Source organism: Streptomyces sp. NPDC037013, from assembly GCF_055607265.1.
In genome coordinates this window covers 334,119-354,217 of the sequence record NZ_JBVJRV010000001.1, presented here as the reverse complement: position 1 = coordinate 354,217, position 20,099 = coordinate 334,119, and the positions used below count along the sequence as shown (strand labels likewise).

The following is a 20,099-nucleotide window of genomic DNA, read 5'->3' as shown; positions in this document are numbered from 1 at the left end:
GGCAGGACCCCTTGCGGCCCGGCGGGTGTCAGCGGCGTACCGGAGTCAGGTGATCCAGCGCCCGCTCCACCAGGCCGTCCGCGCCGCAGGAACGCGCGAGCGTCAGACCGCGCTCCAGGTCCGTCGGGGAACCGGCGGCGATGCCGTACTCGACGCGGGCCACCGCGTGTTCGTACGCGCAGGGCGACGCCTCCAGGTAGGTGACGGCCTGGCGGTGGAGGGCGATGGAGCGCGCTCCGCTCTCCAGGGCCGCCGCGCACCGCAGGGCCTCGCCGATCGCGGTGTCCGTGCCGAACCGCTCGGCCTGCATGCGGGCGTCCGCGACCAGGTCCGCCGCCCGCTTGGGGTCCTCGTGGGCCAGGGCGCGGGCGAGGTCGTACGCCCACGGCGCGAGGACGGTGTTGTACTGGCCGCGTGCCGTCAACGCCTTCGCGGTGGCCTCCAGTTCGTTCAGGCCTTCCTCCGTGCGGCCGAGGGCGAGCAGGAGTCTGCCGCGGACGGACGGGGCGTCGGGCACGTAGATCGTGGAGGCGGAGGGCGGCGCGAAGCCGTACCGGTCGGCGATGTCGCCCGCCTCCTCGACGTGGCCGCGCGCCAAGAGCGTGTCGATGAGCATGCTGGCCGCCTCCCAGTGCATCGGCAGGCCCTCGCCGACGCGGTCGGCGAGGCGCAGGCTCTCGCGCAGGGAGCGCTCGGCGTCGGTCAGCCGGCCGCGCCTGCGGTACACATAGCCGAGGAAGGCGTGCGACAGGGCGAGGTGTCCGCCGCTCCAGCCCGCCGTCTCGTAGGCGCGCACGGCCTCGGTGAAGAGGCTCTCGGCGCGGTCGAGCCGGTCCGAGAAGGCGTACGAGCCGCCGAGCATGAGGCGGAGCTCGAAGGTCCATTCGGGGTCGGTCCAGCCGAGCCCGGGCGCCAGGCGGCCGTTGACGAGGGCCCGGTCGCAGAGTTCGACGACGAGTTCGGCGCTCTCGCCGCGGGTCATGGCGTCGAAGGCGCGCAGGATCAGCAGGGCGCGCTCGGAGTTGTCGCTGCCGGTGAGGGGTCCGGCGAGCTCGGCGAGGCGCCGCGAGCGCCGGGGCGAGTCCTCCTCGCCCGCGTGGATGCCCTCCCACATGTAGTGCACGGCCTGCAGGCGCAGCCGCGCGGGCCCCTGGTCGAGCCGGGCCGCCTCGTCGGCGATGACGCGCAGCCCCTTGTCCAGCTGGTCGTTGTGGACGAGGGCCTGCGAGAGGCGGCAGACGGCGTCGACGCGCAGCTCCTGGTCGAGGCCGGGCATGGAGAGGGCCTCGCGCAGGTGGCCGATGGTGGTGACGGGTGAGGTGAGGAGGGTGGCACAGCCCAGTTCATAGAGGACGCGGGCGTGGATCTCGGGCAGCGGGGGTTCCCGCAGGGCCCGCTCCAGGCACCGGCGGGCCGCGTCGGGCGCGCCGACGGCGAGGTGTTCGGCGGCGGCCTCGCGCAACTGCTCCACCAGCTCGGGGTCGTCGTCCGGGTGGACTTCGAGGAGGTGCCGGGAGGCGGCCGCGGCGCCCCGGCCCGACAGGGTGACGACGGAGGCGGCCTGGCCGTGCATCGCGGTGCGGGTGGCGGCGGGGATGGAGCGGTAGACGGTGCTTGCGATCAGCGGGTGGACGAACTCGAGCCCTTCGTCGCCCACGACCAGGATGCGCGCCGTGCAGAGCCGCTCCGCGCAGCGCTCGGCGCTGTCGGGGGTCATCCCGGCGAGCTGGGCGGCCAGTTCGACGGAGATGGCGCTGCCGAGGATGGCGGCGGCCCAGGCGAAGCGGGTGGCGTCGGTGCCGAGTCCTTCGAGGCGGGCGACGAGGCCGCGGCCGCGGGCGGTGCGGTTGAGGGCGCGCAGCTCTTCGGCGGAGCTCTCCACCGGCTCCAGTTCGCTGTCCTGCACCTTGGCGAGGAGTTCGACGGATTCGTACGGATTGCCGCCGGTGACTGCCCAGACCTCGCGGCAGAACGGGGCGTCGGCGTGCTCGCCGAGGGTGGCGCGGGTCAGGCCCGCGGCGGCGTCCGGGGTGAGGGCGCGCAGGGTGGTGAACGACCGGGCGTGGGCGCCGACCGTCGCCAGGTGACGGGCGCTGTCGCCGGTGGCCTCGCCGGGCCTGCGGGCGACCACGACGAGTACGGGCAGTTCCTCCAGGCGCTCGGCGAAGGTGGCCAGCCAGTGCAGTGTCTCCTGGTCGGCCCAGTGCGCGTCGTCGATGAGGAGGACGAGCGGCCAGTACTGCCGGGCGAGGCGGGAGACCGCTTCGACGAGGCCGTCGCAGACCCCCTGCGGGTCCGCCTGGCCGCCGCTGGGCTCGGCTATGCCGAGGGCGGGGCCGGCGATGTCGTAGCAGTCGCCGAAGTACTCGCGGGCCTCGTCGGGCGTGAAGTGGACGAGGGCGGGCTGCAGGAGCTGGCGCACGACGTTGAACGGGACGGAGGTGACGGTCTCGCCGCCGCGCGCGGACCAGACCGTGGCGCGGTCCTCGGCGATGCGGCGCACTTCGGCCAGGAGCGCCGTCTTGCCGATGCCCGCTTCCCCGCTGAAGGCGATGAGACCGCCGGTGGCCGACGCGTCGGCGCAGAGAGCCTCGACGGCCCTGGTCGCCGCCGCGAGTTCGTCGTCGCGCTCCCACAGCGGGGCCGGGGCGGCTCCTCCGGGCCGTACCTGCGTCATCGCGCTACCTCCCGGGGTCGCTCAATCGACGTACAGAAGTCGAGACTAGCCGGGTCCGGGCCGCGATGGAGCGCGGTCGGCGCAGGTACTGCCGCAAGGGGTGAGGAGGAGTCCATATCCCGGACGGCCGGGGCCCTTCGGTGCGGCCGTCAGAGGCGTTCGATGATCGTCACGTTGGCCTGGCCGCCGCCTTCGCACATGGTCTGGAGCCCGAACCGGCCGCCGGTGCGCTCCAGTTCGTGCAGGAGGGTGGTCATCAGGCGGACGCCGGTGGCGCCGAGGGGGTGGCCGAGCGCGATGGCGCCGCCGTTGACGTTGACCTTCTCCGGGTCGGCGCCGGTCTCTTTCAGCCAGGCGAGGACGACCGGCGCGAAGGCTTCGTTGATCTCGACGAGGTCGATGTCGCCGATGCTCATGCCGGTCTTCTTCAGGGCGTGGGCGGTGGCCGGGATCGGCGCTGAGAGCATCCGGATGGGGTCTTCGCCGCGCACGGAGAGATGGTGGACGCGGGCGCGGGGCGTCAACCCGTGGTCGCGGAGGGCCCGTTCGCTCGCGACGAGCAGCGCCGCGGCGCCGTCGGAGACCTGCGAGGAGCAGGCCGCGGTGATGGTGCCGCCGTCGACGACGGGCTTGAGGGCGGCCATCTTCTCCGCCGTCGTGTCGCGGCGCGGGCCCTCGTCGGCGGTGACGGCGCCGTGGGCGACGAGTTCGCGGTCGAAGCGGCCCTCGTCGATGGCGCGGACGGCCCGCCGGTGCGAGCGCAGCGCGAACTCCTCCATGTCGTCGCGGGATATCCCCCACTTCTCCGCGATCAGCTGAGCGCCGTGGAACTGGTTCACGGGCAGGTCGCCGTAGCGGGCGCGCCAGCCCTCGCTGCCGGCGTAGGGGCCCTGGGTGAGGCCGAGGGGCTCGGCGGCCTGCCGGGAGGCGAAGGCGATGGGGACCATCGACATGTTCTGGGTGCCGCCGGCGATGACGAGGTCCTGGGTGCCGGAGAGGACGCCCTGCGCGGCGAAGTGCACGGCCTGCTGGGAGGATCCGCACTGCCGGTCGATGGTGACGCCGGGGACCTCTTCGGGCAGCCCGGCCGCGAGCCAGCTGGTGCGGGCGATGTCGCCGGCCTGCGGCCCGACGGTGTCCAGGCAGCCGAAGACGACGTCCTCGACGGCGCCGGGGTCGATGGCGGCGCGCTCGACGAGCGCCTTCAGGACGTGGGCTCCCAGGTCGGCGGGGTGGACCCCGCCGAGCCCTCCCCTGCGCCTGCCGACGGGGGTGCGGACCGCTTCGACGATGTAGGCCTCGGCCATGAGTGCGTACTCCTCGGTCGTGCGGCGCCGCGCTGTGACGTGCCGCTCACGTACGTACGGAGATGCCGTCCAGGACCATCGACAGGTACTGGCGGGCGATCTCCTCGGGGCTGTGACCTCCGCCGGGGCGGTACCAGGACGCGGCGACCCAGACGGTGTCGCGCACGAAGCGGTAGGCGAGCCGGATGTCCAGGTCCTCGCGGAAGACCCCTTCCGCGACGCCTCGCTCCAGCGTCGTCAGCCAGGCCTTCTCGAACCGCTGCTGCGAGTCCGACAGGTACTGGAAGCGCTGCTGTGCGACCAGGTGCTTGGACTCCTTCTGGTAGATCGCGACGGCGGCGCGGTGCCGGTCGATCTCCCGGAAGGACTCGGTGACGAGGGCTTCGAGCGTGCCGCGGGGGTCGAGCTGGGCCTGGAGCACGGTGTCGTACCCGTCCCACAGCTCGGTGAGGAAGGTGCGGAGGATCTCTTCGAGCATCGACTCCTTGGAGTCGAAGTGGTAGTAGAGGCTGCCGGCGAGCATGCCCGCGGCGTCGGCGATCTTGCGGACGGTGGTGGCGTTGTACCCCTGCTCGGCGAAGACGTCGGCGGCAATGGCGAGCAGTTCGCTGCGGCGCTCGGGCGACGGGCTCATCTGGGGCTTCTTCGGTGCGTGGGGCTTCTTCGGTGCGCCGGTCGGCTTGCCGGTGCGCTGGTTCGGTTTCGACACACGGACATTCTCCGCTAGGCGTGCTGGCTGCTGACCGAGACCGTCTCCCCCGTCATGTACGAGGAGTAGGCGCTGGCCAGGAAGACGATGACGTTGGCTATCTCCCAGGGCTCGGCGTGCCGGCCGAACGCCTCGCGCGCGGTGAGCTCTTCGAGGAGCTCGGGCGAGGTGACCTTGGCGAGGTGGGGGTGGAGGGCGAGGCTCGGCGAGACGGCGTTGACCCGGATGCCGTGGGGGGCCGCTTCGATCGCGGCGCAGCGGGTGAGGGCCATGACGCCCGCTTTCGCCGCGGCGTAGTGCGCCTGGCCGGCCTGGGCGCGCCAGCCGAGCACCGAGGCGTTGTTCACGATCACGCCGGACGGCCCACCGCCCCGCGCACCTTCCCGGGCGCCGCCCCGCTCACCGCCCCGGGCCGCGGCCCGCATGCGGCGCAGCGCGGCACGGGTGGAGCGGAACGTGCCGTTCAACGTGACGTCGACGACCCTGTCCCACTGTTCGTCGGACATCTCGGTCAGCTCGGCGGTGCCACCGAGGCCCGCGTTGTTCACGACGATGTCGAGGCGGCCGTGGGACCGCTCCGCCAGGTCGAACATCGCCTCGATCTGCGCCGTGTCGGTGACGTCGCACGGGATGCCGTCGACGCGGTCGGCGCCGAACTCCCCGGCGAGCGCGGTCACCGACTCCTTGGTGCGGCGCGCGTGGGCGTCGCCGATGACGACGCGCGCCCCTTCCTCCAGGAAGCGGCGCGCGGTGGCGCCGCCGATGCCCGCCCCGGCGGCCGCCGTGATCACGGCGGTGCGGCCCGCGAGCAGGTCGTGGCCCGGCACATATGCGGGTGCGTCCATGGGCGGCCTCCGGTTCTGGTTCCCGGCACTCGACTCCCGGGCTCCCTTCAGGCTAATCTACCAAACACTTGTTAGGGAAGAGTTCATCGCGAGCATCGAGAGCCGAAGAGGTGGGCCGCTCATGGACCTCGACTTCACCGCCGAGGCAGAGGAGTTCAGACTGCGGGCGCGCGACTGGCTCGCCGCGCACGTGCCGGCAAGGCCGCTCCCCTCGCTGGAGACCGAGGAGGGCTTCGCCGCCCACCGCGCGTGGGAGCGCACGCTCGCGGCCGACCGCTGGTCGGTGGTCTCCTGGCCCGAGGAGTACGGCGGGCAGGGCGTCGACCTCGTCACCTGGCTGCTGTTCGAGGAGGAGTACTACGCGGCGGGGGCGCCGGCCCGCGTCTCGCAGAACGGCATCAACCTCCTCGCCCCCACCCTGTTCGATCACGGCACCGAGGAACAGCGCGCGCGGGTGCTGCCCTCCATGGCGACCGGCGAGGTGATCTGGGCGCAGGCCTGGTCGGAGCCGGAGGCGGGCTCGGACCTGGCTTCCCTGCGCTCCACCGCCCGCCGTACGGAAGGGGGTTGGCTGCTCAGCGGGCAGAAGACGTGGTCGTCGCGGGCCGCCTTCGCCGACCGCGCGTTCGGCCTGTTCCGCAGCGGGCCGGACGAGACCGGCGGGGACGGGGCGGGGGGCGGGGACGGGACGGGCGGCGGGCACGCCACCAGGAGGGCACCGCACCGGGACCTCACCTATCTCATGTTCCCGCTCGACGCGGACGGTGTGACGGTCCGCCCGGTCGGACGTCTGGACGGCAAGCCCGCCTTCGCCGAACTCTTCCTGGACGACGTCTTCGTACCGGACGCCGACGTGATCGGCGAGCCTGGCCAGGGCTGGCGGATCGCCATGTCCACCACGGGCAACGAACGCGGCCTGACGCTGCGCTCCCCCGGCCGCTTCCTCGCCTCCGCCGACCGCCTGACCCGGCAGTGGCGCGCCCACGCGGACCCGGCCGACACGGCGCTGCGCGACCGGGTCGCCGACGCCGTCATCGGGGCGCGCGCCTACGCGCTGTTCACGTGGGCCAACGCCTCGCGATTCCTGGCCGGGGAGACGATCGGCGCCGAGTCCAGCCTCAACAAGGTCTTCTGGTCCGAGTACGACATCGCGCTGCACGAGACGGCGCTGGATCTGCTCGGCCCGGACGGCGAGCTGACCGAAGAGCCGCCGCCGGGCGGCACCGACTGGGCCGAGGGGTACGTCTTCTCGCTGGCCGGGCCCATCTACGCGGGCACCAACGAGATCCAGCGCGACATCATCGCCGAGCGGCTGCTCGGCCTGCCGAAGGGACGCCGCTGATGAGGTTCCTCCTCGACGACGGGCAGCGGGAGTTCGCGCGCTCCCTGGACGCGATGCTGTCGGCCACCGGCACGGTGGCGGCCACGCGCGCGTGGGGCACCGGGGACCACACGCCGGGGCGCGCGGTGTGGTCCCGGCTCGCCGACGCCGGGGTCTTCGCGCTGCCGGTCCCCGAGGAGTACGAGGGCGTGGGCCCGCTCTCCGTCGAAACGGCCGTGGCCTTCGTGGAGTTGGGGCGGCACGCCGTGCCGGGTCCGCTCGTCGAGACGGTGGCGGCGGCCGCGCTCCTGACCCACCTGGCGGACGACGGCGAGCGGGAACCGGCCAAACGTCTGCTGCCCTCGCTCGCCTCGGGCGCCGCGAGCGCCACCCTCACGCTGCCCGACTCGGGACCGCTCGCCCTGGACGCGGACGCGGCGGATCTGATCCTCGCCGTGGGCGACGACGAGCTGCGCCTCGCTCCCGGGCACGCGCGCGTGCGCCGTTCCCTGGACCCGGCGCGGCGCCTCGCCGCGCCGCTGCCCGGCGGCGAGTTGCTGGCCTCGGGGCCGGCGGTGGGCGCGGCCGCCCGGCACGCGGCCGGCTGGGCGGCGCTCGCCACGGCGGCGCAGACGCTCGGCGTGGGCCTCGCGCTGCTCGACAGGACGGTCGCGTACGCCAGGCAGCGCACCCAGTTCGGGGTGCCGATCGGGTCGTTCCAGGCCGTCAAGCACCGGCTCGCCGATGTCCTGGTGCGGCTGGAGTTCGCGCGTCCGCTGGTCTTCGGCGCGGCGACGACGCTGGCGCCGGGCGATGTCGCCGCGGCCAAGGTCACGGCTGGCGAGGCCGCCTACGGCGCCGCGCGTGCCGCGCTCCAGCTGCACGGCGCGATCGGGTACACGGCCGAGTTCGACCTGTCGCTGTGGCTGACCAAGGCGCGGGCGCTGCGGAGCGCGTGGGGGGACCCGGGGCTGTGGCGGGCCCGCGCGCTTGCCGCGTACGACTGACCTCTGACGGTTTGGCGGACCCGGCCCGCCGAAAGACGACTGCACCCCGTGCCGCTTTCGGGGAAGAGGAGTCGCCCGCGGCCCGCGGGATGCAATGATCAAGCGCGTTGGCGAGCCGACCGGGAAGGGGGCCACACGTGCGCGTGATCGGGCTCATGTCAGGGACCTCATACGACGCGATCGACGCGGCGGCGGCCGATCTGACGCTGGACGGCGACCGTCTGACGCTCACCCCGCTCGGACTGATCAGCCGCGGGTACGACGAGGGGCTGCGCGCCGATCTCACCGCCGCGCTGCCGCCCGCCACCACGACCCTCGGCGACGTCTGCCGTCTTGACACCCGGATCGGCCGGGCCTTCGCCGCCGCCGCGGTCGAGGCCGACCGCGAGCTGTGCGACGGGCAGGCCGAGCTGGTCGCCTCGCACGGGCAGACGGTCTACCACTGGGTGGCGGACGGGCAGGTGCACGGCACCCTGCAGATCGGCCAGCCCGCCTGGATCGCCGAGGCGACGGGGCTGCCGGTGGTCGCCGACTTCCGCCCCCGTGACATCGCGGCGGGCGGACAGGGCGCGCCCCTGGTCAGCCTGGTGGACCGGATGTGGCTGCGCGGCCGGCCGGGCGCCCCCGCGGCGCTCAACCTCGGCGGCATCGCCAACATCACCGCCGCCGACGGCACCGCCTACGACACCGGCCCCGCCAACGCCCTCGTCGACGCCGCGGTGCGCGAGGCGACGGGCGGCCGCCTCGCCTACGACCTGGACGGCGAGCTGGCCGCGCGCGGCACGGTCCACGAGGGGCTGCTCGCCCGGCTCCTCGCCGAGCCGTACTACGCGCTCCCGGCCCCGAAGACGACCGGCAAGGAACTCTTCCACCTGCCCTACCTGCGGGCGGCGTTGAAGGGGTACGAGGAGCTGCCGGCCGAGGACGTCGTCGCCACCCTCACCTGCCTGACCGCCCGTACCGTCGCCGACGCCGTCCGCACCGCGGGCGCCACGGAGGTCATCGTCTCCGGCGGCGGCACGCGCAATCCGGCGCTGATGGCCGCGCTGCGGGCGGAGTTGGGCAGCGGGATCCCGGTGCGCGGCTCCGGCGAGCTGGGGCTGCCCTCCGCGGCGAAGGAGGCGTATGCCTTCGCCGTGCTCGGCTTCCTGACGCTGCACGGCCTGCCCGGGACGGTCCCGGCGAGCACGGGGGCGCGGCACCCGAGCGTGCTGGGGTCGATCACGCCCGGACGCCGGGGAGTTCCGTGGCCGCGGCCGGTGCCGGCGGACGAGGGGCCGGTGCGGCTCGTCGTCAACGGCCATGGGCGCGGGGGCACATAGCCGCGCGGCCGGGACGGGGCGGGGAGGACCCCTCTCATCCTGCTTTCACGCGGGGCTCATACGCTGACCGCCATGACCCAGATGACTCCCCCAGGCTGGTACCCCGACCCGGGCCAGACGGCCGGCGGTCCTCCCACCGAGCGCTGGTGGGACGGGAACGCGTGGACGGACCAGGTGCGGGCCGCCGCCGGCACCGCCGCGTACCCGACTCAGCCGGCCTTCCCGGTCTACCCCGGACAGCCTCCCGCCCCGCGGCGGCGGCTGCGCATCGCGATAGCCACCGGCGTGGTGGTCGTCGTCCTCGCCGGCATAGCCGGGGGCGTGTACGCCCTCACCTCCGACGACGACGGGGACGGCGGCGGCACCGCGGCCAAGGAGCCGTCGGACGGCGCCCCGCGGGAGCCGGGTTCACCCCGGTCGCCCAAGGCGCCGCGGTCCCCGGACGCGTCCGACGGCCCGCGGGAACCCGGGCAGGACGCGGGATTCGTGAGCGACCGGGTGAACGGCATCAAGATCCCCGTGCCGGACGGCTGGCTGGGCGGCACCACGCGGTACGGCGCCGGCGTGCAGACCCAGCCGATCCCCTGCCCGGGGAACGCCGACGAACAGTGCACCCGGGGCAGCGCGTACTCGCAGTCGGCCGAGCAGCTGGACATCGACGCCAAGACGCCCGAGGCGGCGGCCAAGGCGGACATCGGGCGGAACGCCAAGTCGGGGTATGGCGGCAAGACCTACGGGAAGATCACCTCGCACAAGGTGCTGGCCTCCGAGGCCGTCACCGTGGCGGGCCAGAAGGGCTACCGCGTCCGCTGGAAGGCCGTCACGAAGAAGAGCGACGACGGCTACGTCGAGTCGCTGGCCTTCCCCTCGCCCGCCGACAAGTCGAAGATCGTCGTCGTCCGCATGGGCATCGACGTCAACGACGCGGCCCCGCCGCAGTCCGTCATGGACAAGATCGGCGAGGGGATCGAGGCAGGCCCCGTCGGCGGCGGAGCCGGCAAGAACGTCTAGCGGCCGGCCAGAACGTCCGGGGCACCGGTGTGAGCCGGTGATGCAGCGGGCCGGGCGGGGTTCCTCGCCGCTCAGGAGGAACCCCGTCCGGCCCGGGGGTGCGCGCCGCCCCCGTCCCCACGGTGCGGCGCGGGCAGGCCCGGGTCCCGTCATCCAGCGACCCGGGCCCACGATCAGGTGAGGCCCAGTGCGGGAAGCACACAGGCGTCGACGAAGCGGGACAGATACTCCTCGTCGGCGTACGCCCCCTCCAGGATGGGCCGGGCCCGCAGCACGCCGAAGAGCTGCACCGAGAGGAACTCCACCGCGGGGTGCCCCTCGGCGATCTCGCCGCGCTCCACGCCGCGCCGGATGATCGCGTCGATGGCCCGCAGCTCCGGCTCGACCAGCGTCTCGCGCAGCGCCCGCTGGAGCTCCTCGTCCTGCAGGACCGCGTGGCTGAGCGCCTGGACCAGCATCGTGTCCCGGCCCGACTGCTCGCCGGCGGCCCGGGCCGCCTCCCGCAGGTCCCCGGCGAGACTGCCGGTGTCGATGCCGGCGAACCGCACACAGCGGTTGGCGCGCAGCGCGGCGGCCACGAACTGGGGCTTGGTCTTCCACTGCCGGTAGAGCGTGGACTTGCTGCACCGGGTGCGCGCGGCCACGCCCTCCATGGTCAGGGCGTCGTACCCGCACTCGCGGAGCTGGTCGAGGACGGCGTCGTAGAACTCCTGCTCACGCTCGGGCGTGATCTTCGAGCGGTTCGACGTCGACGTCATGGCTCTTCTCCTCGGTACGGCGGCCGATCGGCACCTTTCGATACGCCAGTGTACCGGTACGCCTCCGTATCGGTACACTGGCGTATCGATGAGTGGGGCGTTCCCGCTCAAGCACCGCACCACCCAGTCGTCACGTAAAGGGGCCGGGGGATGGAATCCCGAACCGAGCCTGCCGAACGGGAGCCGGACATAGAGGTCCGGGAGCCGGGCGCGACCGCCGTCCGGAAGCCGGACACGTCTGCCCGACCGCCCCTCGTCCGCGAGCTCCTCCTCGTCGCAGGACTCTTTCTCGTCTACAAGTTCGGCAGGCAGCTCGCCAACGGTCACACCGGCGAGGCCTTCCGCAACGCCCACCGCGTGTGGGACACCGAGCGCACCCTTCACCTGCCCGGCGAGGGCGCCGTACAGCACGCCCTGCTCAGCAGCGAGTCGCTGATCCATGTCGCGAACACCTACTACGCGACCGTGCACTTCCCGGCGACGCTGCTCGTCCTGGTCTGGCTCTATCTGCGCAGGCCCCGGCAGTACGTCTGGACGCGACGGGTGCTCGCCGCGCTGACCGCCGCCGCGCTCGTGCTGCATCTCGGCTTCCCGCTGGCGCCGCCGCGGATGCTGGGCGCCGCGCACCTCGTGGACACCGCCCAGGTGTACGGGCCCTCGGTGTACGCCGCCAAGCCCGCGACCGACACCATGGCGAACCAGTTCGCGGCGATGCCCTCGCTGCACTTCGGGTGGGCGCTGATGGTCGCCGTCGGGATGATCGTCGCCACCTCGACGCGGTGGCGCTGGCTCTGGCTGCTGCATCCGCTGCTGACCCTGCTCGTGGTGGTCGGCACCGCCAACCACTACTGGCTCGACGCGATCGTGGCGACCGCGCTGCTCGGCCTCGCCCTCGCGGTGATCAGGATGCCGCGCCCGGCCCGCTCTCTCGTCGTGCGCCGCTCGGCCCCGGTGGCCGCCCCGGTCCTGACGCCTGCCCCGGAATCCGCGCCGGCTCCGGAACTCATCGCCTCGGGGGCAGGCCGATGAACGCCACGCTGCTCGCCGTCGCCCTCTCGCTCGTCTCCGCCGCCGCGTACGCCGCCGCCGCGGTCGCCCAGGAACGGCTCGCCTCCCGCGTCGCCGAGGGCGAGAGCGGCGTCCTGCGGATGCTCGGCAGCGGCACCTGGTGGTCCTCGGTCGGACTCAACGCCTCCGCGGCCCTGCTGCACGTGGCGGCGCTGAAGTACGGCCCGCTCACCCTCGTCCAGCCGCTCGGCGCGCTCACCCTGGTCGCCGCCGTGCCCCTCGGCGCCCGGCTCGCGGGGCGCCGCGTGACGCGCCTGGAGTGGCGCGGCACGGGGCTCACGCTCATCGGTCTCGGCGCGCTGCTCCTGACCGCGTCCGGGCCGGCCCCCGACGACACCCTGACGGTGCCGGAGGCGCTGACCGTGGCGGCCGCGACCATGGCGGTCATCGGGGTCCTCTCCCGTCCCGGCACCCGGCCCGGGCTGCGGCACGCGACCGCGTCCGGCTTCGCCTCCGGGGTGGCTTCGGCCCTCACGCAGACCGTGACGGTGGCCGTCACCGACCGCTCGGGGCCGCTGCTCAGCCCGCAGGTGGTGATCGTGGCGCTGCTGGTCGCGGCGTTCGCCGCCGGTGGCCTGCTGCTCTCGCAGACCGCGTACCGCGGCGGGCTCGGCGCGCCCCTCGCCGTGGTGACGCTCGCCAACCCCGTGGCGGCCTCGGTGATCGGCGTCGCGCTGCTCGGCGAGCGGCTCCAGGGCGGGGCCGGCGGGATCCTGCTGGCGGTGGCGGGCGCGGCGGTGGCGGCGTACGGCGTCGTGGTGCTCACCCGCTCGCCGCGCGTTCCCGCGAGCGGGGCCGGGCCGGAGTTCCTCGCGTCGATCCCCGGTCAGCCGGTGGAACCGCACTCGCTGCATCTGTCGCGGCCCTGAATTCCGTCGTCAAAAGCGCGCGGCCGGGGCAGAGTGGGCGGGTGCACGATCACCGTGAACTCGCCGGTGCGGAACGCGGGTTGCCGCCCCGTTCCCGCCCCGGCCCGACCGCACCCCTGGAGACGACATGAGCACCGCCCTCCTCGTGATGGACGTCCAGCAGGCCATCGTGGACGCCGTCGACGGCGACGCCGCCTACCTGTCACGCGTGCGCGGCGCGATCGACGGGGCCCGGGCGGCGGGGATCCCGGTGATCTACGTGGTCATCGCGTTCCGGCCGGGCTTCCCCGAGGTCGGCACGTACAACAGGCCGCTCGCCGCCATCGCCGGTGCCGGGCTCTACGTCGAGGGCGCCCCCGGCACCGAGATCCACCCCGCGGTCGCCCCTCGGCCCGGGGACGTGGTGGTCACCAAGCGGCGGGCGAGTGCCTTCTCCGGCAGCGACCTCGACGTGGTCCTCAGGGCGCGGGGCATCCACCGCCTCGTCCTCGCCGGCATCGCCACCAGCGCCGTGGTGCTGTCCACCGTGTGCCAGGCGAACGACCTGGACCTCGGCCTCACCGTGCTCTCGGACGCCTGCCTGGACCCCGACCCCGAGGTGCACCGGGTCCTCGTCGACCGGCTGTTCCCGCAGTGGGCGGATGTCATCACCGTCGACGAATGGGTCAGGACCGCCTCGCCTCAGTAGCGGGACGGGCCGGGACCGGCTCCGCATACCCGCACGACGGCGTCGGCCGCACCCCCCACAGGGATGCGGCCGACGCCGTCGCCGTACGGGGCCTCGGTCACCCGAAGCCGCGGGCGTCCTGCTTGAGGGCCGTGTCGACGGTCAGCGCCGTCGCCACGACGAGGCTCAGGAGCGGCTCGGGCAGCTGGTAGTGGATCTGCAGGACGTAGTTGTCCGCCGTGGTGAACATCGTCTTGGCGAGGCCCTCCCACGTCTTCGTGATCCGGGCGACCTCGTTGTCGGCGTGGTCGACGATGGAGAAGTTCCAGGCGCGCCAGTTCTCCGCCTTGATCGCGCCGACCTGCTGGCCGTTGGCCGTCATCGCGAAGTTGATCTTGCCGATCATGTTCTGCTGGACGATCTCGCCGACCTGCTGGCCGTCCGGGCGCTCGACGATGACCCGGGACTTCATGATCTTGCGGGGGCGGGTCAGCGTCAGCTGCGGCTGGCCGTACGCGTCACGGATCTCCAGCTTGTGCGTCATGAACTGGTCGACGCTGGCGACGAAGCGCGCGACCTTCTTCAGCGTGCTCTGGCCGACCTGGACGACCGAGCCGAGCGTGTTGCCCGCCTGGTCCATCACGCTGTACTCGTTCGTCAGCTCGATGAGCTTGGCCTTCTGGTTCACGACCAGGACCGGCTCGGTGAACAGCGTGCCGCCGCCCTGGGCGGACGGCGCGACGCCGGCCTGCTTCTGCACCTGACGCTGCACCTTGGCCGGATCGACCGTCGGGGCCTGCGGGTGCGCCTGCGGCTGCCCGAACTGACCCTGCTGGGCCTGGGCCTGCCCGAACTGGCCCTGCTGGGCCTGCGGCTGGCCGAACTGGCCCTGCGGGGCGGCCTGCGGCTGGCCGAACTGGCCCTGCTGCTGGGCGGCCGGGGCGTGCGCGTGCTGCTGCGCGGGCTGCGCCTGCTGCGGGACCTGCTGGGCCTGGCCCTGCGCGGCCTGGTCCTGTCCGGCGGGGCTGGTGTGCTGGGTCCACTGGGACCCGTCCCACCAGCGAAGGAGCTGGGGCGTGCCCTGGGGGTCCGGATACCAGCCTGCAGGAGTGTTCGAATGCGTTGTCACCCGGGTGACCCTACCCCCGGCGCACGGGCCGTCCGCCAGCCCCGTGCACAGGTGTGACGTCCGACTCACCCGGCACTTCCGCGGGCGCGGCACCACCGACCCCGCGCGCCCCCGAGGCCCCTCAGGGGCGCGCCCCGCCCCTACAGCGCGACCTCCACCCGCAACGGGCCCCCGCCCTCCCGCAGTTCGACCGCGGCGATCCTGCCCGCCGCCCGCACGTCGCCCTCCGCCGCCGCGAAGCGGTCGAGGACCGCCCGGGGCGCGGTGACCGTCGCCCTCGCGACATCCGCCCGCATCGAGAGCCGCGCCCGCGACTTGGCCCTGCGGACCGCGGCTATGGCCTCCGACGCTCCGGCGAGGACCTCGGCGTCGCCCTGCCGTTCCCGCAGCGCCGTCGGCTCCGGCCACGCCGCGCGGTGCACGGAGCCCTCGCGCCACCACGACCAGACCTCCTCCGTGACGAACGGCAGGACCGGCGCGAAGAGCCGCAGCAGGACGTCGAGCGCCGTGCGCAGCGCCGCACGCGCCGACCGGGTCGCGGCCGGGTCGCCGTGGTCTCCGTAGGCGCGGGCCTTGACCAGCTCGACGTAGTCGTCGCAGAAGTGCCAGAAGAGCTGCTCCGTGCGGTCCAGGGCACGGGCGTAGTCGAAGGCGTCGAAGGCGGCGGTCGCCTCGTCCACGGTGGCGGCGAGGGCCGCGAACAGCGCCCGGTCGAGCGGCTCGGTGACGAGGGCGACCTCGCGGCCCGCACCGCACCCGTCACCCGTATCACCCGCGTCACCCGTGCCGTCCGCGTCGATCTCGCCGAGGCTCAGGACGAATCTGCCGACGTTCAGGAGCTTCGTCGCGAGGCGGCGGCCGATCTTCATCTGGGCGACGTCGAACGCCGTGTCCGTGCCGGGGCGGCCGCTCGCCGCCCAGTAACGGACCGCGTCCGAGCCGTGCCGGACCAGCAGGTCGTCGGGGGTGACCACATTCCCCTTGGACTTCGCCATCTTCTTGCGGTCGGGGTCGAGGATCCAGCCGGAGATCGCCGCGTGCCGCCAGGGCAGCGCGTCGTGCTCGGCGTGGGCACGCGCGACCGTGGAGAAGAGCCAGGTGCGGATGATCTCGTGGGCCTGGGGGCGCAGGTCCATCGGGAAGACCCGTGCGAAGAGGTCCGGGTCCGTCAGCCACCCGCCCGCGATCTGCGGGGTGAGCGAGGACGTCGCCCAGGTGTCCATGACGTCGGGGTCGCCGGCGAAGCCGTGCGGCTCGCCGCGCTGCGCCGCGTCGTAGCCGGGCGGGGTCTCCGCGCTCGGGTCGACGGGCAGGGCGGAGCGGTCGGGGACGATCGGGTGGTCGTGGTCGGGCCGGCCGGCGGCGTCCAGCGGGTACCAGACGGGGATGGGGACCCCGAAGAAGCGCTGGCGGCTGATCAGCCAGTCGCCGTTGAGGCCGCCGACCCAGTTGTCGTAACGGGCCCGCATGTGCGGCGGGTACCAGGCCAGTTCCGCGCCGCGGGCGAGGAGCCGCTCGCGCAGGGCGGTGTCCCGGCCGCCGTTGCGGACGTACCACTGGCGGGTCGTGACGATCTCCAGGGGCTTGTCGCCCTTCTCGAAGAACTTGACGGCGTGGGTGACGGCGCGCGGCTCGCCCTTGAGGTCGCCGCTGTCCCGCAGCATCCCGACGACGCGTTCGCGCGCGGTGTGCGCGGTGGCGCCGGCGAGCCCGGCGTAGGCCGCGACGGCGGCCGGTGTCTCCACGCCGCGGGGCGGCTCGGCGAGGAAGCGGCCGTCCCAGCCGATCACCGGGCGGGTGGCGAGCCGCAGTTCGCGCCACCAGGTGACGTCGGTGGTGTCGCCGAACGTGCAGACCATCGCGATGCCGGTGCCCTTGTCGGGCGCCGCGAGCGGGTGCGCGAGGACGGGGACCTCGACGTCGAAGAGCGGTGTGCGGACCGTCGTGCCGAACAGCTCCTGGTAGCGCTCGTCGTCGGGGTGGGCGACGAGGGCGACGCAGGCGGGCAGCAGCTCGGGGCGGGTGGTCTCGATCAGGACGGTCCGGCCGCCCGTGCCGCGGAAGGCGAGCCGGTGGTGGGCCGCGGGCCGCTCCCGGTCCTCGAGTTCGGCCTGGGCGACCGCCGTGCGGAACGTGACGTCCCAGAGCGTGGGCGCCTCGGCGACGTACGCCTCCCCGCGCGCGAGGTCGTTGAGGAACGCGAGCTGCGAGGCGGCCCGGGCCTCCGCGCCGATGGTCCGGTAGGTGCGGGACCAGTCGACGGAGAGGCCGAGCCGCCGCCACAGCTCCTCGAAGGCCTTCTCGTCCTCGGCGGTGAGCCGCTCGCACAGCTCGATGAAGTTCCGCCGGGAGACGGGGATCTGCCGCTTCCCCGGTGTCGCGGGCGGGACGAAGTCCGGGTCGTGGGGCAGGCTCGGGTCGCAGCGGACGCCGAAGTGGTTCTGGACGCGCCGCTCGGTCGGCAGGCCGTTGTCGTCCCATCCCATGGGATAGAAGACTTCCTTGCCGCGCATCCGCTGGTAGCGGGCGACGGCGTCCGTGTGCGTGTACGAGAAGACGTGGCCGACGTGGAGGGAGCCGCTGACCGTGGGCGGCGGGGTGTCGATGGAGAAGATTTCCTCGCGCGTCCTCGAACGGTCGAAGGCGTATACGCCCGACTCGTCCCATCGCCGAGACCATTTCTCTTCGAGCCCGTCGAGGACGGGCTTCTCGGGGACGCCTGCGCGGCGATGGGTGGCTGCCATGCACCCGGATGCTATCCATCGGCCCCGGTCGGGGGCCTCCGCTTTTCCGGCGGGCCACGCGCCCCGCCCCGTACCCAAGGCGGCACGGGGCGAGGCGCGTTGAGGTCGGCCGGTGGGTCGGCCCGTGGGTCAGCCGGTGATGAGGGCCGGGTCGCTGACGCCCGCCGCGCCGGTCTCCACGTGGCCCGCCAGGCGCCGCAGGAATCCGGCGTCCGCGTCGGACTTCACCGTCAGGTCGTACCAGCGCCTGGTGCCCCGCAGGTCGACGGTGTGCTGCACGGACGTACCGGCCTTGACCTTGAACGTCTGGCTCGCGCCGCCGTAGGCGTTGGTCACCGTGAGGTTCACGTCGGTGCTGCCCGCGTTCTTCAGGGTCAGCCTGATGTTGCCGGTCGTGCCGTCGTGGCGGGCGACGACCTCGGGGCCGGCCTTCTTGCCCGGCCCCTTGAAGGTGCGCAGGAAGCCGTTGGGGCCGAACACCGAGAGGTCGTGCGCGCCGTTGGAGTACGCGGAGTTCCAGGTGTCGGAGACCGTCTTGCCCGCCTCCGCCGTATACGTCCAGGGGCCGTCGGTGCGGTTGCCGGACCGCACGTGGAAGCAGACGCCCGCCTTGGGGCCGCCGCCGAACGTGAGCGTGATCTTCCCGGTGGCCGGGTCCGCGGCACCGTCCACCAGCGGCACGTACGGCAGCGCGCGGGCGGGCCGGGAGCCCGGCTCCTGCTTGGGCAGCGCCGGATTGGCGGGCGCCTTGGGCACGTAGTCGGGGTGACGCTCGCGGTCCGGCGGCTCGTAGGCGGCGGTGTCGGGGAGTGCGGCCGGGTCGGTGTCCTTGCCGCCGAAGTCGAAGGCGGAGGTGAGGTCGCCGCAGATCGCGCGGCGCCACGGGGAGATGTTGGGCTCCCTGACGCCGAAGCGCGTCTCCATGAACCGGATGATCGACGTGTGGTCGAAGACCTCGGAGTTGACGTAGCCGCCGGTGCTCCACGGCGAGACGACGATCATCGGGACGCGCTGGCCGAGGCCGTAGTGCCCGGCCGCATAGGAGGCGTTGCCCGGGAAGTAGTCCAGCGTGGTGTCGACGGTAGACTTGCCCTGGTTGGCGTCCTTGGGCACGTACGGCGGTACGACGTGGTCGAAGTATCCGTCGTTCTCGTCGTACGTGATGAACAACGCTGTCTTCGCCCACACCTCGGGGTTGGAGGTCAGGGCGTCCAGGACCTGCGCTATGTACCAGGCGCCGTAATTCACGGGCCAGTTGGGGTGCTCCGTGAACGCCTCCGGGCAGGCGATGTAGGAGACCTGCGGCAGCCGGCCGGCCTTCACGTCGGACCGCAGGAGGTCGAAGTAGCCGTCGCCCGCCTTGGCGTTGGTGCCGGTGCGGGCCTTGTCGTACAGCGGGTCGCCCGGCTTGGCGTTGCGGTACTTGTTGAAGTAGAGCAGCGAGTTGTCGCCGTAGTTGCCGCGGTAGGCGTCGTTGATCCAGCCCCAGTGCCCGGCCGCGTCCAGGCCGTCGCCGATGTCCTGGTACACCTTCCAGGAGACGCCCGCCCGCTCCAGGCGCTCGGCGTACGTCGTCCAGTCGTACCCCGCCTCCTGGTTGCCGAGGACCGGGCCGCCGCCCTTGCCGTCGTTGCCGACGTGGCCCGTGAGCATGTAGTAGCGGTTGGGGTCGGTGGCCCCCATGAACGAGCAGTGGTAGTCGTCGCAGACCGTGAAGGCGTCGGCGAGCGCGTAGTGGAACGGGATGTCGTCCCGTTCCAGATAGGCCATCGTCCGCTCGGACTTGGCGGGGATCCACTGGTCGTACCTGCCGTTGTTGAACGCCTTGTGGCCGCCCGCCCAGTCGTGGTCGAGGCCCGCGATGAACTGCATCCCGAGGTTCTCGGCGTCCGGGTGGAAGGGCAGGACCTCCTTGGTGCCGTTCGGCTGGTGCCAGACCGGCTTGCCGTTCGGCAGCGTCACCGGGCGCGGGTCGCCGAAGCCGCGTACGCCCTTCAGGGTGCCGAAGTAGTGGTCGAAGGAACGGTTCTCCTGCATCAGCACGACGACGTGCTCGACGTCCTTGATGGTGCCGGTGGCGCGCCTGGCGGGCAGCGAGGCGGCACGGGCGATGCTCTGGTTGAGCGCGGCGAAGGCCGCGGTTCCGCCGGCCAGCTGCATGAAGCGGCGCCGATTGAGTTCAGGCATGTGTGATCCGACCTCGTGAGGTGTGGGGGACGCGAGCGGGTGCAGTGTGCCAAGGGGAGCAAGCGATAGGGAAGGCCCGGTGACCGGCGTGTGAAGAGAAGTCCAACCCCTGGAGGGCAGGACACAAGGCCCGGATATTCCGGGACCAACGTCCCATATTTGACATAGCGCAACGGACGTGCCTGACTTGGCCGTGCGCCGGTCCGTGGCGCGTTCCTCATGTCCCGCGATCGCAAGGAGGTGTTCGGGATGAGTCCCGAAGGAAGTCCTTGCGTCAGCGGTGCGCTTCTCTGAGGCCGCTCTCCGCCGCCTCTCCCCTCTTCTCCCCCTTCTCCGCCGTACCGGCATCCCGGCAGTGACCCCCGATGCCGCGGCGGTGCCCCCTGCCCTGCCGCGGCGTTTCTGCCGTCGGCAGGTCCGGGGTTGATTTCACAGCACCTTCACCTCACATCTACGTCCTCGTGCACGGGTCTGCTTC

At 73.1% G+C, this 20,099-nt stretch carries 15 protein-coding genes; 7 read left to right on the top strand and 8 right to left on the bottom strand.

Features of this window, described 5'->3' with window-relative positions; all coding sequences use genetic code 11:
• Positions 1-28 precede the first annotated feature (28 nt).
• The 4 genes from ACZ7DY_RS01530 to ACZ7DY_RS01515 all read right to left on the bottom strand — a co-directional run bounded on the left by ACZ7DY_RS01530 (position 29) and on the right by ACZ7DY_RS01515 (position 5,538).
• Positions 29-2,677, bottom strand: a complete 2,649-nt coding sequence (locus ACZ7DY_RS01530) for an ATP-binding protein (RefSeq protein ID WP_471128559.1) — start codon at positions 2,675-2,677, stop codon at positions 29-31.
• 149 nt (positions 2,678-2,826) lie between these two features.
• On the bottom strand, positions 2,827-3,984 hold the full coding sequence (locus ACZ7DY_RS01525) for an acetyl-CoA C-acetyltransferase (RefSeq protein WP_471128556.1): 1,158 nt from the start codon (positions 3,982-3,984) through the stop codon (positions 2,827-2,829).
• 46 nt (positions 3,985-4,030) lie between these two features.
• Entirely contained in the window at positions 4,031-4,618 is a 588-nt protein-coding gene (locus ACZ7DY_RS01520; protein ID WP_471130166.1) for a TetR/AcrR family transcriptional regulator, read from the bottom strand.
• A gap of 89 nt (positions 4,619-4,707) precedes the next feature.
• On the bottom strand, positions 4,708-5,538 hold the full coding sequence (locus ACZ7DY_RS01515; protein ID WP_471128553.1) for an SDR family oxidoreductase: 831 nt from the start codon (positions 5,536-5,538) through the stop codon (positions 4,708-4,710).
• 121 nt (positions 5,539-5,659) lie between these two features.
• On the opposite strand from ACZ7DY_RS01515, the gene ACZ7DY_RS01510 reads away from it, so the two are divergent.
• The 4 genes from ACZ7DY_RS01510 to ACZ7DY_RS01495 all read left to right on the top strand — a co-directional run bounded on the left by ACZ7DY_RS01510 (position 5,660) and on the right by ACZ7DY_RS01495 (position 10,199).
• Positions 5,660-6,880 (top strand): acyl-CoA dehydrogenase family protein, encoded by a 1,221-nt coding sequence (locus ACZ7DY_RS01510; protein ID WP_471128551.1) that lies wholly within the window; start codon positions 5,660-5,662, stop codon positions 6,878-6,880.
• Positions 6,880-7,866: an acyl-CoA dehydrogenase family protein gene (locus tag ACZ7DY_RS01505; protein ID WP_471128548.1), complete on the top strand. Its 987-nt coding sequence runs from the start codon at positions 6,880-6,882 to the stop codon at positions 7,864-7,866. Before ACZ7DY_RS01510 ends, ACZ7DY_RS01505 begins: the two co-directional genes overlap by 1 nt.
• Positions 7,867-8,003: 137 nt before the next feature.
• A complete protein-coding gene (locus ACZ7DY_RS01500) occupies positions 8,004-9,188 on the top strand; it encodes an anhydro-N-acetylmuramic acid kinase (protein ID WP_471128547.1) in 1,185 nt (394 codons plus the stop codon).
• A 72-nt stretch (positions 9,189-9,260) separates the two neighbouring features.
• Positions 9,261-10,199, top strand: coding sequence for a DUF2510 domain-containing protein (locus ACZ7DY_RS01495; RefSeq protein ID WP_471128544.1), 939 nt, complete (start codon positions 9,261-9,263; stop codon positions 10,197-10,199).
• A gap of 173 nt (positions 10,200-10,372) precedes the next feature.
• Here ACZ7DY_RS01495 and ACZ7DY_RS01490 read toward each other — a convergent pair whose 3' ends face one another.
• Positions 10,373-10,957, bottom strand: a complete 585-nt coding sequence (locus ACZ7DY_RS01490) for a TetR/AcrR family transcriptional regulator (RefSeq protein WP_471128542.1) — start codon at positions 10,955-10,957, stop codon at positions 10,373-10,375.
• A 150-nt stretch (positions 10,958-11,107) separates the two neighbouring features.
• On the opposite strand from ACZ7DY_RS01490, the gene ACZ7DY_RS01485 reads away from it, so the two are divergent.
• From ACZ7DY_RS01485 to ACZ7DY_RS01475, 3 genes are all read left to right on the top strand, one after another.
• Entirely contained in the window at positions 11,108-11,986 is an 879-nt protein-coding gene (locus ACZ7DY_RS01485) for a phosphatase PAP2 family protein (protein WP_471128539.1), read from the top strand.
• The gene (locus ACZ7DY_RS01480) at positions 11,983-12,894 is read left to right on the top strand and encodes a DMT family transporter (RefSeq protein ID WP_471128537.1); all 912 of its coding nucleotides are present in this window, start codon (positions 11,983-11,985) and stop codon (positions 12,892-12,894) included. Before ACZ7DY_RS01485 ends, ACZ7DY_RS01480 begins: the two co-directional genes overlap by 4 nt.
• Before the next feature lie 127 nt (positions 12,895-13,021).
• Positions 13,022-13,582 carry a cysteine hydrolase family protein gene (locus ACZ7DY_RS01475; RefSeq protein ID WP_471128535.1) on the top strand — a complete coding sequence of 187 codons (561 nt, stop codon included), beginning with the start codon at positions 13,022-13,024 and terminating at the stop codon, positions 13,580-13,582.
• 97 nt (positions 13,583-13,679) lie between these two features.
• Here the strand turns inward: ACZ7DY_RS01475 and ACZ7DY_RS01470 are convergent, their stop codons facing one another.
• The 3 genes from ACZ7DY_RS01470 to ACZ7DY_RS01460 all read right to left on the bottom strand — a co-directional run bounded on the left by ACZ7DY_RS01470 (position 13,680) and on the right by ACZ7DY_RS01460 (position 19,621).
• The gene (locus ACZ7DY_RS01470) at positions 13,680-14,690 is read right to left on the bottom strand and encodes an LURP-one-related family protein (protein WP_471128533.1); all 1,011 of its coding nucleotides are present in this window, start codon (positions 14,688-14,690) and stop codon (positions 13,680-13,682) included.
• A gap of 140 nt (positions 14,691-14,830) precedes the next feature.
• Positions 14,831-17,434, bottom strand: coding sequence for a valine--tRNA ligase (gene valS, locus ACZ7DY_RS01465; RefSeq protein WP_471128531.1), 2,604 nt, complete (start codon positions 17,432-17,434; stop codon positions 14,831-14,833).
• 129 nt (positions 17,435-17,563) lie between these two features.
• Positions 17,564-19,621: a phosphocholine-specific phospholipase C gene (locus ACZ7DY_RS01460; RefSeq protein WP_471128529.1), complete on the bottom strand. Its 2,058-nt coding sequence runs from the start codon at positions 19,619-19,621 to the stop codon at positions 17,564-17,566.
• Positions 19,622-20,099: the final 478 nt, after the last annotated feature.

Excerpts from the sequence above, each read along its gene's own strand:
- ACZ7DY_RS01505 (WP_471128548.1), top strand. The coding sequence starts at position 6,880 with ATGAGGTTCCTCCTCGACGACGGGCAGCGGGAGTTCGCGCGCTCCCTG.
- ACZ7DY_RS01520 (WP_471130166.1), bottom strand. The coding sequence starts at position 4,618 with ATGAGCCCGTCGCCCGAGCGCCGCAGCGAACTGCTCGCCATTGCCGCC.
- ACZ7DY_RS01460 (WP_471128529.1), bottom strand. The coding sequence starts at position 19,621 with ATGCCTGAACTCAATCGGCGCCGCTTCATGCAGCTGGCCGGCGGAACC.
- ACZ7DY_RS01515 (WP_471128553.1), bottom strand. The coding sequence starts at position 5,538 with ATGGACGCACCCGCATATGTGCCGGGCCACGACCTGCTCGCGGGCCGC.
- ACZ7DY_RS01525 (WP_471128556.1), bottom strand. The coding sequence starts at position 3,984 with ATGGCCGAGGCCTACATCGTCGAAGCGGTCCGCACCCCCGTCGGCAGG.
- ACZ7DY_RS01510 (WP_471128551.1), top strand. The coding sequence starts at position 5,660 with ATGGACCTCGACTTCACCGCCGAGGCAGAGGAGTTCAGACTGCGGGCG.
- ACZ7DY_RS01530 (WP_471128559.1), bottom strand. The coding sequence starts at position 2,677 with ATGACGCAGGTACGGCCCGGAGGAGCCGCCCCGGCCCCGCTGTGGGAG.
- ACZ7DY_RS01475 (WP_471128535.1), top strand. The coding sequence starts at position 13,022 with ATGAGCACCGCCCTCCTCGTGATGGACGTCCAGCAGGCCATCGTGGAC.
- ACZ7DY_RS01490 (WP_471128542.1), bottom strand. The coding sequence starts at position 10,957 with ATGACGTCGACGTCGAACCGCTCGAAGATCACGCCCGAGCGTGAGCAG.
- ACZ7DY_RS01485 (WP_471128539.1), top strand. The coding sequence starts at position 11,108 with ATGGAATCCCGAACCGAGCCTGCCGAACGGGAGCCGGACATAGAGGTC.
- ACZ7DY_RS01495 (WP_471128544.1), top strand. The coding sequence starts at position 9,261 with ATGACCCAGATGACTCCCCCAGGCTGGTACCCCGACCCGGGCCAGACG.
- ACZ7DY_RS01480 (WP_471128537.1), top strand. The coding sequence starts at position 11,983 with ATGAACGCCACGCTGCTCGCCGTCGCCCTCTCGCTCGTCTCCGCCGCC.
- valS (WP_471128531.1), bottom strand. The coding sequence starts at position 17,434 with ATGGCAGCCACCCATCGCCGCGCAGGCGTCCCCGAGAAGCCCGTCCTC.